This is a genomic window from Kordia sp., assembly GCF_022447245.1.
Classification (GTDB): domain Bacteria; phylum Bacteroidota; class Bacteroidia; order Flavobacteriales; family Flavobacteriaceae; genus Kordia.
This window is the reverse complement of record NZ_JAKVBC010000013.1, coordinates 21,436-37,468: the sequence shown is the minus strand read 5'-3', so window position 1 is coordinate 37,468 and position 16,033 is coordinate 21,436. Positions and strand designations below refer to the sequence as shown.

The following is a 16,033-nucleotide window of genomic DNA, read 5'->3' as shown; positions in this document are numbered from 1 at the left end:
TTTTGAAATTTTATGACTTTTATATCGACAAATTCATAGATTTCATCTAATTTAATGGATTAATATACCAAAGAAATGAATAAAAAAAGTTAAAATTGAAAAAAATTACCTTGCCTTAAAAATGCTTTCACACATGAAAAAAACCTACTCGTTATTAGCTTTATTGCTATCCTTTACTTATGCGAGTGCACAATATTGTACATCTTCAGCGAGTGATCCAACCGCTGAGTATATAAGTAGAGTTCAATTAAATACCTTGGACAATTCTAGCCCATCTACACCAGCAACTGGCTACACAGATTTTACTGGTGATACTCCAACAGATTTGGAGATAAGTACAAACTATACTATAACGATCACAAAATTTTGGCCAGCAGGTTTTGGAGGTCCATACAACGAAGGAATTGGTGTTTGGATTGACTATAATCAAGATGGAGATTTCTTTGATGCTGGAGAGTTTGTGTATAATGATTCGCCCAATACCACAACACCTGTTTCAGGAAACTTCACGGTTCCATTAGGAGCAACTCTTGGAAATACGCGAATGCGTATACAAATGCAAGGGGACAATTCCGTGAACGATCCCTGTGATGTAGTAGGTACTGGATATGATTATGGAGAAGTAGAAGATTATACGGTTAATATTACAAGTTCCTCTTTGCCACCTGATATTTATGTGTCAGGGAACTCAGTTGAAATAGCAGACGGTTCTATAAACGTTCCATCTACTACCGATCATACAGACTTTGAATCTACAACAATATCTAGTGGAACCGTTGTTCGGACCTTCACGATAGAAAACGTAGGAACTACAACAGACTTAACGTTGCCCGCAAGTCCAGTAAGTTTCGGAGTAGGTAGTAATGCGGCTTTTACAATTTTGACTCAACCCACTGATCTTTCGTTATCGCCCGGAGAAACCACAACATTTACGGTGCAATTTGCTCCTACAATAGTAGGTGCTGCTTCTGCTGAAATAATAATTTCCAATAACGATCCTGATGTTGCAGAACAATCGTATACTTTCAATATTGCTGGTACGGGAATTGTACCTGTTCCAAGTCCAGGAAACATATCAACCAACCTGCAATTATGGCTCAAGGCAGATGCAGGAACTTCATTGACAGGAGCAGATGTAGATAGTTGGACAGATCAGTCACCAAATGGATTTACAGCAAATTCAGGAGGAGCTTCAGATGCCCAATTCATAACTAATGCATTAAACTTTAATCCTGTATTGCGCTTTTCAGGAGCTCAATATTTAAGTCTAGGGAATCCTGCTGTATTGGATATTGATCCTTTAACAGAGGAAATGACTATAATGTCTGTAATTATTTCTGGAGGAGGAAGTACAGGAACGGTAATTTCCAAAGCAACAAATAGTATGCGAAATTACCAATTGTGGCTAGGGACTACAGACAGAGTTGTACATTACACTCTGGGGCGACCTAATAATATTGATACTTCGGAAAGATTTGGTACTATTTATGCGTTAAACGAACCAAAAATTACAACAGGAGTTGTTGCTACAAATGTAGATCCTTTTCTGCGATTATCAACAAATGTGAATGGAGTAAATGATCCAGCATTTACTAATAATGGAATTAATAGCGGAAGCAATAATGTTGATGTATTGATTGGAGCACGTAGAAATGAAGATACCTTTGGAAATGCAGGATACAATACAGATTCAGGATATCTATACAATGGAGATATTGCAGAAGTTATTCTGTATGACAGAGCTTTAACTGCGACAGAAGTTCAAAGAGTTGAGTCGTATTTAGCACTAAAATATGGAATTACACTAGGATCTAATGATGAAAACTGGGATAGTAATACAAATACTTCTTCTCCTTTTGGATATGCAGGAACTAGTGAAGATTACATAGATACAAACGGAACTGTTATTTGGGACGGATCTGCCAATGCAGGATTTGGATATAATGTATTTGGAATAGCAAGAGATGATAATTCTGTATTTGAACAAACAGAATCAAGAAGTGTAAATATAGCACCTGCAGATGTATTAACTATACGAAAAGAATCAGGTTCTTTCGCTTCAAACCTAAGTTACCTAGTTATTGGAAACAATGGTTTAACAGAATCAATTCAAACAACTACGTTGCCACAACGTACTGCAGGAATGCTTAATAAAATATGGCATGCCCACGAAAGTGCTACGGATGTAGGAACTGTAGAATTAGAGTTTGATATGAGTAGTAGTGGACTAACGAACCTCGATGACTTAGAATTATATATTGCAGACGATACTAGTTTTGCGGCATACGAAAACTATACAGGAACAAATGTAGGAGGCGTATTAACGTTTGCAGGAGTGAACCTAGAAGATGGTCAATACTTTACTTTAGGAGAACCGCAAACTGTAACAGGAACAAATGCTCTTTTCTTTGATGGAGTTGATGATTATGCAGAAGAAAAATCACCAGTATCAGTAGGTTTAACAGACTACACTGTAATGGGGTGGATTCGTAATCCAGGACAATCAATCCCAACTGCAGATAGAGATATCTTAGGAGTACAAGGTCAGTTTAGGTTTTATTTAAGTGGAGGATTACTTTCTATCCAAGAAGGACAAACAGGTGGGACACCAAGAGCCGGAACAGGATCACTGACTGATTGGGTGCATTTTGCAATCATAACTGATACTAGTACAGGAAGAGCCAACTTCTATCTCAATGGATTCCTTATTGGAGGAGGAGGAATAGATCCATTAGGTTCGAATACAAATCCATTGCGTATGGGAACCTTTGATGATCTAAACTTTTTTACAGGGTTTATAGATGAAGTCAGAGTTTTTGATATTGCACTTACGGAAGATCAACTCCGAGAAATGGTGCATCAAGAAATTGAGCAAAATGGATCAAATGTTCGTGGAAGTGTGATACCTAAAGATATAGAAGATTTTACCAGTGGACATAATGTTGCTTGGTCCTCATTAGTGGCTTATTATGATATGTCTTCAATAACTGGTAACCGTGTTCTCGATCTAACTGGTAATAGCGATAATTTATACATAAAAAACATGTCTACTATTGCTCCGCAAACAGCACCAATGCCTTACATAAGTGTAGCTGATGGTAACTGGACAGACGATGCTACTTGGGAATTTGGAACCGTTTGGGATACACCTTCTGCAAATAGTATTAACTGGTCAATTGTGCAAATACGAAATAACGTAACTGCTAGTGCAAGTTATTCTACATTAGGATTAACGGTCGATAGTGGAGCTAGATTAACATTTACAGGAACTAATCCTGTGGTAACAAGTACAGCTCCGTATACAGTAACTAATGGAACAGGATTTGAACTTATAAACACATGGTATACAGAATTAGACGGAATCATTGATCTTAATGGAGAAAGCCAGTTTCGACAAACAGAACGAAGTGATCTGGCAACTTCTAGTGCTGGTTACGTAGAAAGAGATCAACAAGGAACGGCAAATAGATATACCTATAACTATTGGTCATCGCCAGTAAGTGATATAAATACAACAGCAAACAATCAAGACTTTACACTTGCTGATGTCTTATTAGATGGAACAAACCCAAGCTCTCCAGGAGCAATTACTTGGACAGTTCCTGCAAATGCAGATGGAGCTACATCACCATTTACAATTAGTACACGTTGGATTTACAAATTTGTAAATGGGGCAGATGAAGATTATGACGCATGGCAATTTATCCAGCAAACAGGAAATATATCTCCTGGTGAAGGATATACAATGAAAGGAGTTGCTGCCTTAGATGAACTGGAAGAGCAAAACTATGTCTTTAGAGGTAAACCAAATAATGGAGTAATTACGGTAGGACCTTTAGATGATACAAATATCTATTTAGTTGGAAATCCATACTTATCAGCTTTAGATGCAAATGAATTTATCAATGATAATATTGCAAATGGTGCTACTACAGGAACCTTATTCTTCTGGGAACATTGGGGAGGAGGAACACATACGCTTTTAGAATACCAAGGAGGATATGCAACCTATACACTAAGTGGAGGAGTTTCTGCCTTATCTCACCCAACAGTTGATCAAACAGGTTCAGGTGTAAAAACGCCAAGAAGATTTGTCCCTGTTGGTCAAGGGTTCTACGTGCAAGGAGATTCTAACGCTGGTAATGGATTATCTACTACTGTAGAATTTAATAATTCACAACGTGGAAACTCTGCAGGGTTGGTTATAGAAAACCCAAGTTCTGTACTATCTATCTTCTTAAGAAATGGTGAAGAAGATGAATTAGATGTATCTGGAATCAATCAGAGTGCTGAAAATGCTTCAACAGAAGCTAATAATCTTTTATTTGATACGGAGCCAACACCTGCTAACATTCGTAGAGATAATAGACAAAAAATTCGTTTAGGATACAGAAACACTGAAGGATTCCACCGTCAAATATTACTAACATTCGATAGAAAGGCAACGGATGCAATCGATTTAGGATATGATGGAGAATCTATAGGAGCTACTGAAGATGATATGTATTGGGCATTAGAGGGTGGAAAATATGTAATTCAAGCAGTAGAAAATTATTATGACGATAGAGAAGTATCACTTGGTTTTACTTCAGAATTCTCAGGTGGCGGAACAGTAATGATTGATGCTCTTGAAAATGTAAGTGATAATATAGGTATATATATTAAAAACAACTATACAGGAGCAACATACGACTTAAGAGAAGGTGATTTCCAAATAGACATTCCTTCAGGAGAAACCAATGATAAATATTCATTAGTATTCAAGCCACATAGTTTATTGAGTATTAATAACAATATTCTAGAAAATGGTATTGTACTATACAATGACACAAAAGCTGATGAAATTGTAGTTACTAACAATACAAACTTCAAGCTTGAAAGAATTGATATACATAGTATTCTTGGACAGCAATTAATTTCAATCAATGAGGAAATTGATAAAAAAACCATTCGAATTCCTATTGACAATGCCGCAAGTGGTATTTACGTAGTGAGCATTTATTCTGAAACAGGAAAAATTAGTAAAAAGCTAGTCATCCAATAACACAGAATCACACACAATACAAAGACCACTTGAAAACCAAGTGGTCTTTTTTTATTTAACACATTACAATTCAATGAAATTCATTAATTTCGCAAATTCAATACAGAGCAGAAAAAATGGCTAATAAATTTACAGAGTACAAAGGACTAAACTTACCCGTAGTTGCTGAAGAAATACTCAGCTATTGGGAAGAAAACAACATCTTTGAAAAAAGTGTAACCTCGCGTGAAGGTGCTGAATCATTTGTGTTTTTTGAAGGACCACCTTCAGCAAATGGATTACCAGGTATTCACCACGTATTGGCAAGAGCTATTAAAGATATTTTCTGCCGTTACAAAACTCAAAAAGGATACCAGGTAAAGCGTAAAGCAGGTTGGGATACTCATGGACTTCCGATAGAATTAGGTGTAGAAAAAGAATTGAAAATCACCAAAGAGGACATCGGGAAGAAAATTTCTATCGTAGAATACAACGAAGCTTGTAAAAAAGCGGTAATGCGCTATACGGACATCTGGAACAACATGACCCGTAGAACTGGATATTGGGTAGATATGGAAACACCATACATTACTTATAAATCTAAGTATATGGAAAGTGTTTGGTGGTTGCTAAAGCAAATCTATGATAAAGATTTAATGTACAAAGGTTATACAATCCAGCCATATTCTCCAAAAGCAGGAACAGGATTAAGTTCGCACGAGGTAAATCAGCCTGGAGCGTATCAAGATGTAACTGATACAACAGTAGTTGCGCAGTTTAAAACCATCAAGGAAACCTTGCCAGAAGTATTGCAAAATATAGATGGTGATTTACATTTCTTAGCGTGGACGACAACACCTTGGACATTGCCATCGAACACAGCATTAACGGTTGGACCAAAAATTGAGTATGTTGTTGTAAAATCATACAATCAGTACACGTTTGAACCAATCAATGTAGTATTGGCTAAGAATTTGGTTGGAAAACAATTCGCAGGGAAATTCACGAAAGTGGAAACATCAGAAGAATTAGAAGCATACCAACAAGGAGATAAAAAAATACCATACTTAGTCACAACAGAACACAAAGGAAGTGACTTAGTAGGAATCAAATATGAGCAATTGCTTGACTATGTATTACCTTATCAAAATCCTGAAAATGCATTTAGAGTCATTTCAGGTGATTTTGTAACTACAGAAGATGGAACAGGAATTGTTCACACAGCGCCAACATTTGGAGCAGATGATGCTAAAGTTGCCAAAGAAGCAACACCAGAAGTTCCGCCGCTATTAGTATTGGATGAAGAAGGAAACCCTGCGCCACTTGTAAACTTACAAGGACGCTTTAGACCAGAAATGGGCGAATTTGGAGGAAAATATGTAAAGAATGAATACTATACAGATGGTGAAACTCCAGAAAAATCTATCGATGTTGAATTGGCGATCAAGCTAAAAACTGAAAACAAAGCCTTTAAGGTTGAAAAATATGTCCATAGTTATCCACATTGTTGGCGTACGAACAAACCAATTTTATACTATCCATTAGATTCTTGGTTTATCAAAATTACGGATGTAAAAGACAGAATGCACAGATTGAATCAAACCATTAACTGGAAGCCAAAATCAACAGGAGAAGGACGTTTTGGAAACTGGATTGCTGGCGCAAATGATTGGAACTTATCCAGATCACGTTTCTGGGGAATTCCATTACCAATCTGGCGTACAGAAGACGGAAAAGAAGAGCTCATTGTAGGTTCTCTGGAAGAACTCAAAGCGGAAATTAAAAAAGCAATTGATGCTGGTGTAGAAAATAAAGACGTATATGCCGATTTTGAAGTTGGAAATATGTCTGAAGAAAACTATGAAAAAGTAGACTTACACAAACATGTTGTAGATCAAATTACGTTGGTGTCGCCCTCAGGAAAGCCTATGAAGCGTGAAAGTGACTTAATTGATGTGTGGTTTGACTCAGGTTCTATGCCGTATGCACAATGGCACTATCCATTTGAAAACAAAGAACTCATAGATAAAAACGAAAACTATCCAGCAAACTTTATTGCTGAAGGTGTCGATCAAACACGTGGTTGGTTTTACACACTTCACGCAATAGGAACTATGGTATTTGATTCGGTAGCCTATAAAAATGTAGTATCAAACGGTTTGGTATTAGACAAAAATGGTCAAAAAATGTCTAAGAGTTTAGGAAATACTATAGATCCATTTACAACATTAGACACTTACGGACCAGATGCTACGCGTTGGTACATGATTTCAAACGCAAATCCTTGGGACAACTTAAAATTTGACCTAGAAGGAATTGCCGAAGTACGTCGTAAATTCTTCGGAACATTATATAATACTTACTCATTCTTCTGTTTATATGCAAACATTGACAATTTTACATACAGTGAAGCTGAAATCCCATTAACAGAGCGACCAGAGATTGATCGTTGGATACTTTCAGAATTGCATACACTCATCAAATTTGTAGATGAAAGTTATGCGGATTATGAGCCAACAAAAGCAGCAAGAGCCATCTCAGAATTCGTACAAGAAAACCTAAGTAATTGGTTTGTACGTTTAAGTAGAAGAAGATACTGGAAAGGAGATTATCAGCACGATAAAATATCAGCATATCAAACATTGTATACTTGTATGTTGACAGTTGCCAAGCTTGGTGCACCAATTGCGCCTTTTTATATGGACAGACTTTACAAAGATTTAATCCAAACTACAGGAAAAGAAAACTTTGAAAGTGTACATTTAGCTCAGTTTCCAGTTTATGACAAATCGTTCGTCGATAAGTCATTAGAACGTAAAATGGAAAAAGCGCAAACCATATCCTCGTTAGTATTGTCGTTAAGAGCTAAGGAGAAGATTAAAGTGCGTCAACCGTTACAACGTGTAATGATTCCTGTATTAGATGTAGAAACTAAAGCTGATATTACAGCTGTTGCAGATTTAATTAAATCGGAAGTAAACGTAAAAGAAGTAGAACTTTTAGACGATGCTTCTGGAATATTGGTGAAGCAAATAAAGCCTAATTTCAAGGTCTTAGGTCCAAAATTTGGAAAAGATATGAAGGCGGCTGCAGCAGCAATTATGCAGTTTGGGCAAGAAGAAATTGCCAAAATTGAAAAAACAGGAAAAATCACTATAGAAATTAACGGAAAAAGTAGTACTTTAGGGATTACAGAAGTGGAAATCACTTCACAAGATATAGAAGGTTGGTTAGTAGCCAATTCGGGAGGAATTACCGTAGCGTTAGACGTTACCATAACTGATGAATTACGAAAGGAAGGAATTGCAAGGGAACTCGTAAATAGAATTCAAAATGCACGTAAAGATTCAGGGTTTGAAGTCACGGATAAAATCCATGTAACACTACAAAAAGATGAACATTTAGTCGATGCTATCAATAGTAATTTGGACTATCTGACAACGGAAACGTTAACAGCCAAATTAGAATTTGTAGATCAGCTAGAAAATGGTACAGAAATTACTTTCGATGAAGTGAATACCGTATTGTTTATTAAAAAAATGTAGTATACCATGGAAGATACAAAAATCAGATACTCAGACAAGCAACTTGCAGAGTTCAAACAGATCATACAAGATAAGATAGACCAAGCACAAAAAGACTTAGAATTATTAAAAAGTGCGTATATGAACGACCATAACAATGGAACTGATGATACGTCACCAACATTCAAAGCTTTTGAAGAAGGGTCTACCACGATGTCAAAAGAGAAGAATATGCAATTAGCAATTCGTCAAGAAAAGTTTATTCGCGACCTTAAAAATGCAATTATTCGTATTGAAAACAAAACATACGGAATTTGTCGAGTAACTGGTAAATTGATCAATCCAGAACGTTTAAAACTCGTTCCTCATGCTACGTTAAGCATTGAAGCAAAAAATATGCAGAAGTAAATAACTATATATTTCGCAAAGAGCGCTCTATAGGAGCGCTTTTTTGGTTTATAATTTTGCGTATGAAAGTGTACAAGCTTGTCAAATGTCAAAAATGCTAAAACGAATACAAATATCATTGCTAGTGTTGCTTTTAAGCAGTTATTGTTTTGCGCAAAAAGTAACGAAACAAATGCTAACGATTCATGGTATAGAAGAAATTCGTATCAACACAGCAAAAGTATTTGAACTCAATATCGTAAGTACAAATGCTAATGTTTTGGAGATTGAAACCAAGATGGAAGGCGAATACTATCGTGATGTCAATGTAATTACGGCAACAAAAAACAAACAATTACAACTCTCATGTCAATTGGCAGAAGATTTTGAATTGCCAAATGACAAGCTAAGTGCGCACAAAGTATTTTCAATTACGATGAACATATACATTCCCAAGCATCTCAAAGTGCAGTTTGAAGGCGATGAAACCCAAGTATACATTCAAGGAAGCTACAAAAAACTTTGGGGAATGCTCATCTCAGGAAATTACAAACTCTATGAATTAGAAGGTGAAGCAAAACTTCAGACCAAAAAGGGAAACATTCATTATATCAAACAAAAATTGCCAACTTTTGAAACTCAATCAGATCGAGAACTAGTCTTCTATGAAAAAGGAAAAAAAGTAGAATTAAAAGCAGACAACGGAAAGATTACATATTCTGCGGATAAAGGATAAAATATTAGTATTTTAGCGGGCAATTATTTTCAAAACGAAAATTGTACGACAAATGTCATTAAAAAAAGCTATTGGAATCATTGTTTTGGTCTTATTAATCGACCAAATCAGTAAGATATATATCAAAACCAACTTTGTATTAGGAGAAGAAGTTGAGGTTTTTAGTTGGTTTAAAATTCTTTTTGTAGAAAATAAAGGAATGGCTTGGGGTGCAGAAATTCCAGGAAGCTATGGAAAACTATTCCTTACCTTATTCCGCTTATTTGCCATTACTGCTATTGGATATTGGTTATATGATGCAGTAAAAAAACACAGTACTCGCATTCTTATTATTGCCATTTCGCTCATCTTTGCAGGTGCTTTAGGGAATATCATCGATTCTGTTTTCTATGGAATTATCTTCAACGGAAGCGAAGGACAACTGGCTACATTTATGCCAGAAAGTGGTGGATATGCACCTGTGTTTCATGGACATGTAGTAGATATGCTTCATTTTCCATTAATTGACTCAACTTGGCCAGAATGGGTTCCATGGGTTGGCGGCGATCGCTTACGATTCTTTGCGCCAGTATTCAATATCGCTGATTCTGCCATTACGGTTGGAGTAGCACTATTAATCATCTTCAATAAGAAAGCATTTCCTAAAAAGAAAAAAGAAGATAAAAACCCAGAAACGGAAAGCGAGAAAGCTTCAGCAGAGGAAGAATATACAGGGATTTACTAATTGAAGTATACATTTAGTTATTCTCTAGTTCCCTTATTTAGAAACTCCTGAACGGTGACTTCATTTTCTTTGGTACATTTTAGAATGATGGCTCTTTTCATTCTTGTCATTACAAAATCTCCAGGGGACATTATTTTCAGAATAATCCCATTGTCATTTTCATTGATTAGCATTGTATAGTTTCTGTACCAATCACCAGTAGAAGATAGTCTCATTGAATTATTTGTTAGGTTCTGTTCATCTTCTAAATATGTATAAAAATTCTTGTATCTATAGTTTTGATTGTAAAAGGTATATGTGGTCTGTAAAAATACGTCTAATCTAATGCTGTCTTGCTTATAACTAGAACGTTTATTTAGCAAATAGGCTATATCATCTTTATGTCCTTCATAAGCACATACATATTTTTCCCCAATAGCTCTATAATATTTTCTTTTTGCACTAGTACAACCAAACATGCAAAGAATAATTATGAATATAAAAGGAATTTTTACCTTCATACAGCTTGTTTAAAACTCAAAAATCCGTTCAGGCGTCACACAAAAATCTAAAGGAATATCATTCTGATTAGTTTCAAAATCAGTAGTTTCTGGCGGAAAAAAAGATACCCCAATTTTGACCACATCTTTTTTACACTCTGCTAAAAAACGATCGTAAAAACCTTTGCCATAACCAATACGATTTCCTTCTGTATTATAGGCTAATAAAGGCACAAAAACCACATCAATTTTATTGGAAAAAACTTCAATGCCATCCACAGGTTCAGGAATATTATAGGTGTTTTTTTTAATAACTGTATTGTCTGTAAGTAGAAAATGCGTCAAAGAATAATCATCAAAATTGCTTTTAGACAAAATCACATCTTTATCTTTTCCTAAGAGAATATTCAAAATAAACTCTGTATCAATCTCTTTCTGTTCGGCAATGGTCAAAAACAAATGGTAATAGCGTTTTTCCCAAATAGGAAGCTTCAACAAGTTGTTGGCAATTGCCATGCTAAACGTGTCTAACTGTGCAATAGTCAGTTCATTTCGCAAGGCTTTATACTTCTTCCGTAAAGCAGATTTTGACATTATAAAAAGATTTACAACAAAAATAAAAATTGTAACTTAGATACACCTTTGTTTTTGGAATAATTGCCAGTAACTTTGTGGATGAAACATTGAAATGCTAAATTGGAAATGTTGAGTTTAAAATTCGTAATTAATAGCGGTTCATGTTGCTAAAAAAAACTAGATACGCAAATTAACAAATCCACAAAAACGAATTAATAAAAAGACAAGTCCATAACAAAAAGCGAAGCGACCTAAAACCTAAGAGCCAATACCCAACAATGACGGAAGCCCTACAATTACAACTCAAAACCTTACCAACCAATCCTGGAGTTTATCAATACTATGATAAAGAAGGAAAGTTATTATATGTAGGAAAAGCTAAAAATTTGAAAAAACGAGTTTCCTCCTACTTTACCAAAAATCATGAGTATGGAAAAACACGTGTGCTCGTCAAAAAGATTGCTTCTATAAAACACATTATTGTTGCTACAGAAACAGATGCGTTATTGCTCGAAAACAATCTGATCAAAAAATACCAACCACGTTACAATGTCATGCTAAAAGATGACAAATCGTATCCGTGGATTTGTATCAAAAATGAACGTTTTCCAAGAGTATTTCAAACACGCAGAGTCATCAAAGATGGTTCAGAATACTTTGGGCCATACACTAGCGTGAAAACAGTTCGAACACTATTAGATCTAATCAAAGGACTCTATCCGTTACGAACCTGTAATTACGATTTATCACAAGAAAAAATAAACGCAGGCAAATACAAAGTCTGCCTCGAATATCACTTAGGAAACTGTTTAGGTCCGTGTGAAGGTTATCAAACCGTACAAAGTTATGATGAGCAAATTGTTGCGATTCGAAAAATTCTAAAAGGAAATTTCAAAGACTCTTTGCATCAATTCAAAGCACAAATGAAAGCGTATGCAGAAGCGATGGAATTTGAACAAGCACAAAAAGTCAAGGAAAAAGTCGAAATCTTAGAAAATTATCAAGCAAAATCTACGATTGTAAACCCAAAGATCAACAATGTAGATGTCTTTTCTATCATTTCAGATGAAAGCTTTGGTTACATCAACTTCTTGCAGCTTTCACTTGGTTCTATTGTACGTTCACATACTATGGAAATCAAGAAAAAACTAGATGAAACCGATAAGGAACTTTTAGAGTTGGCAATCACGGAAATTCATCAGCGCTTCAAAACAAATTCCAAAGAACTCTATGTGCCTTTTGAAGTCGAAGTAGGCGAAAAATTTAAAATCACAGTTCCAAAACTAGGAGACAAAAAGCGCATCTTAGAACTGTCGTTACGAAACGCAAAATATCACAGAATGGAGCGTTTCAAACAAATTAAATTGACGGATCCTGACAAACATGTCAATCGTATCATGGCTCAAATGAAAAAAGATTTGCGTCTTTCAGAAGAACCGCGACATATTGAATGTTTTGACAACTCCAATATTCAAGGAACCAATCCTGTAGCAGCTTGCGTAGTATTCAAAAACGGAAAACCGAGCAAAAAAGAATACCGACATTTCAATATAAAAACCGTTGTGGGTCCTGACGATTTTGCTTCTATGGAAGAAGTTGTTTATCGCAGATACAAAAGATTAGTAGAAGAGGAGCAACCTTTACCACAATTAATTGTCATTGATGGTGGAAAAGGGCAACTTTCTTCTGCGTTAAAAAGTTTAGATGTCTTAAATTTACGTGGAAAAATAGCAATTATCGGAATTGCAAAACGTTTGGAAGAAATATACTATCCAGGCGATTCTATTCCGTTATATTTAGATAAAAAAAGTGAATCGCTCAAAATTATTCAGCATTTACGAAATGAAGCACACCGATTCGGAATTACATTCCATCGTAATAAAAGAAGCAATAGTGCGTTAAATTCAGCGTTAGAAACCATTCCGGGAATTGGCGAAAAAACGATTGTAGAACTGCTAAAAAAGTTCAAATCCGTAAAGCGAATTTCGGCAGCTTCACTCGAAGAAATTTCGGCAGTTGTTGGTCATAGTAGAGCAAAAAAAATATACGATAACTTTCATAAAAAATAAGTGCCCAAATTATGAAACGATGGATTTTCATCTGCATATCAATGTTTTGTTTCTTAACAGTTTCTGCTCAGGAAGAATCTGAAAAGCGCGACCTAAAAGTAGGTTTAGTACTCAGTGGTGGTGGTGCAAAAGGATTGGCACACATTGGCGCGTTAAAAATCATTGATAGTTTAGGAATTAGAGTCGATTATGTCGGTGGAACCAGTATGGGAGCAATCATTGGTTCATTATATTCTTCAGGATATACAGGAGAACAAATTGATTCAATCTTCAAAAAAACAGACTTAAACGAACTGATTCAAGATGAATTACCACGTTCTGCAAAAACATTTTACGAAAAAGAAGATGCCGAACGTTATGCAATTACCTTACCGTTTGATAGTTTCAAAGTCACGTTTCCATCGTCTATTTCCAAAGGGCAAAACGTATACAATAAACTAGCAGAATTACTCTTACATGTAGAAAACGTAGATGATTTTAGCAAGCTGCCAATTCCATTTCTTTGCATTGCTTCCGACATAGAAAAAGGCGAGCAAGTAGTGCTAGAAAAAGGATATTTGCCAGATGCCATTACGGCCAGTGGTGCGTTTCCGTCATTATTTGAGCCCATTCCAATGGGCGAGCGTTTACTCATTGATGGTGGCGTAACAAACAACTATCCAATCGACGAAATCAAAGCTAAAAATGTAGATATCATAATTGGTGTCGATGTACAAGATGGTTTGGCGGATAGAGAAAAACTACAGTCAGCACCAAGCATTCTAACGCAAATCAATAACTTCAGAACCATCAATGCTATGAAGGTGAAAAGCAAGCAAACAGATATCTACATTCGCCCAAATATCAAAGGGTTTTCTGTAATTGCTTTTGACAAAGGGCGCGAACTTATTGATAGAGGTGAAGCTGCAGGAAGAGCACAAATAGAAGTTTTAAAGTCAGTTGCGGAACAACAACAACAAAAACGAAACTTGTCACCTGTAAAACGAAAAGACTCTATTGCTATTAATTATATTCACTTACGTGGAACCGACAACTTTACGCGTTCCTATGTGAGAGGGAAACTTCGTTTTAAAACACCTACCAAAATACCATTCAAAAAATTTACAGAAGGGATTGGGAATTTAGCAGCCACAGGAAATTTTACAGGAATTCGGTACCAAAGAATAAAAAGTAGCGATGGTAAAGATGCTATCATCTTAAATTTAAGAGAAAAACCAAATACACTCTTCTTGCGCTTGGCAGCACATTATGATGATGTATACAAAACAGCAGGTTTAATTAATGTAACGAAGAAAAAATTACTATTCAATAATGATGTGGCTTCATTAGATTTTATTGTAGGTGATAACACACGTTATAATTTTGAATACTATATTGATAAAGGATACTACTGGAGTATTGGTCTAAAATCACAGTTCAATAAATTTGAACATGGTGTGAATTATGATCTGATTTCTGATGATACATCCAATCCAGATTTAAATAGAATTGATGTTGAAGTTTCTGATCTAACCAATCGACTCTATATTCAAACGGTTTTACAAGAAGAATTTGTATTTGGTCTTGGGGCAGAACATAAACGCCTAAAAATTGCCTCTGAAACCATCAGCCAGAATAACAGTGATGAGACTATTTTTGAACGAAGTGACTTTGGAAGTGCCTTCGGATTCCTAAAATTAGATACTTATAATAATAAATATTTTCCATCTGATGGATTGTTCTTTTCAGGAGATTTTCATTGGTATCTTCTTTCTTCGAACTTTAATAAAAACTTTGAGCCATTTTCTTTTGCAAGAGCAAAAATTGGCTATGCAGTGACATTAATTGATAACTTTTCATTGAATTTAATTTCAGAAGGAGGCTTTAAATTAGGAGAACCTGGAACAACGTCGTTAGATTTTGTTTTAGGAGGTTTTGGAAATGACTTCATCAACAATTATATTCCTTTTGTTGGGTATGATTTTTTAAGCATTGCTGGTGATAGTTTTGTTAAAGGAACAATTACATTAGATTATAATTTTCTGACTAAACATCACCTAAATTTTACAGCAAATTATGCTAATGCAGGAAACAATATTTTTGATTCAGGTGAATGGTTTACGACACCAAATTTTAATGGATATGCCATTGGCTACGGTTTAGAAACTTTTTTTGGACCATTGCAAGTCAAATATTCTTGGTCACCAGATATTAAAAAAGATACAGTTTTTTTTAGTACCGGTTTTTGGTTTTAAGGTTGAAAATTGCTTGATTTTATGCAGAAAAAAGGTCAAACATGACTTCAATCATAAAAAATCTCCAAATAATTACGATATTTGTGTACAGATGAAGAAAAATCATCTGCTAAATTTATACAAGTGAAACCTTTTTGGAACGACTTATTAGCGCATTTACACTATCTTATCAAGCGAAATCCTGAATAAGAAAGCGTTGTTTTTTTGCTAAATGTGAACTCAATTCATCACATTTTTCTATATCTTTTTACATCAATTTTACGATTACAAAAAAATAACAC

At 35.3% G+C, this 16,033-nt stretch carries 9 protein-coding genes; 7 read left to right on the top strand and 2 right to left on the bottom strand.

Translation table 11 applies throughout. The features are described from left to right. Positions 1–133: 133 nt before the first annotated feature. The 5 genes from MK119_RS10650 (at position 134) to MK119_RS10630 (ending at position 10,394) form a co-directional block, all read left to right on the top strand. Positions 134–5,044, top strand: coding sequence for a GEVED domain-containing protein (locus MK119_RS10650; protein ID WP_290678172.1), 4,911 nt, complete (start codon positions 134–136; stop codon positions 5,042–5,044). Between the two features lie 116 nt (positions 5,045–5,160). Next, positions 5,161–8,568: an isoleucine--tRNA ligase gene (ileS, locus tag MK119_RS10645; RefSeq protein ID WP_290678169.1), complete on the top strand. Its 3,408-nt coding sequence runs from the start codon at positions 5,161–5,163 to the stop codon at positions 8,566–8,568. 6 nt (positions 8,569–8,574) lie between these two features. Beyond that, positions 8,575–8,955 (top strand): TraR/DksA C4-type zinc finger protein, encoded by a 381-nt coding sequence (locus tag MK119_RS10640; protein ID WP_290678166.1) that lies wholly within the window; start codon positions 8,575–8,577, stop codon positions 8,953–8,955. A gap of 94 nt (positions 8,956–9,049) precedes the next feature. Next, the gene (locus MK119_RS10635; RefSeq protein ID WP_290678163.1) at positions 9,050–9,670 is read left to right on the top strand and encodes a hypothetical protein; all 621 of its coding nucleotides are present in this window, start codon (positions 9,050–9,052) and stop codon (positions 9,668–9,670) included. 52 nt (positions 9,671–9,722) lie between these two features. Continuing rightward, complete coding sequence (locus tag MK119_RS10630; protein ID WP_290678161.1) at positions 9,723–10,394, top strand: lipoprotein signal peptidase; 672 nt, start codon at positions 9,723–9,725, stop codon at positions 10,392–10,394. 17 nt (positions 10,395–10,411) lie between these two features. Here the strand turns inward: MK119_RS10630 and MK119_RS10625 are convergent, their stop codons facing one another. Together MK119_RS10625 and MK119_RS10620 are read right to left on the bottom strand one after the other, a co-directional pair. Continuing rightward, positions 10,412–10,894, bottom strand: a complete 483-nt coding sequence (locus tag MK119_RS10625) for a hypothetical protein (RefSeq protein WP_290678158.1) — start codon at positions 10,892–10,894, stop codon at positions 10,412–10,414. Positions 10,895–10,903: 9 nt separating this feature from the next. Then, the gene (locus MK119_RS10620; RefSeq protein WP_290678155.1) at positions 10,904–11,467 is read right to left on the bottom strand and encodes a 5-formyltetrahydrofolate cyclo-ligase; all 564 of its coding nucleotides are present in this window, start codon (positions 11,465–11,467) and stop codon (positions 10,904–10,906) included. Between the two features lie 260 nt (positions 11,468–11,727). Between MK119_RS10620 and uvrC the strand changes: the two genes are divergently transcribed. Both uvrC and MK119_RS10610 read left to right on the top strand, forming a co-directional pair. Beyond that, positions 11,728–13,518, top strand: a complete 1,791-nt coding sequence (gene uvrC, locus MK119_RS10615; protein ID WP_290678152.1) for an excinuclease ABC subunit UvrC — start codon at positions 11,728–11,730, stop codon at positions 13,516–13,518. A gap of 11 nt (positions 13,519–13,529) precedes the next feature. Next, the gene (locus MK119_RS10610) at positions 13,530–15,752 is read left to right on the top strand and encodes a patatin-like phospholipase family protein (protein WP_290678149.1); all 2,223 of its coding nucleotides are present in this window, start codon (positions 13,530–13,532) and stop codon (positions 15,750–15,752) included. The last annotated feature ends 281 nt before the right edge of the window (positions 15,753–16,033 follow it).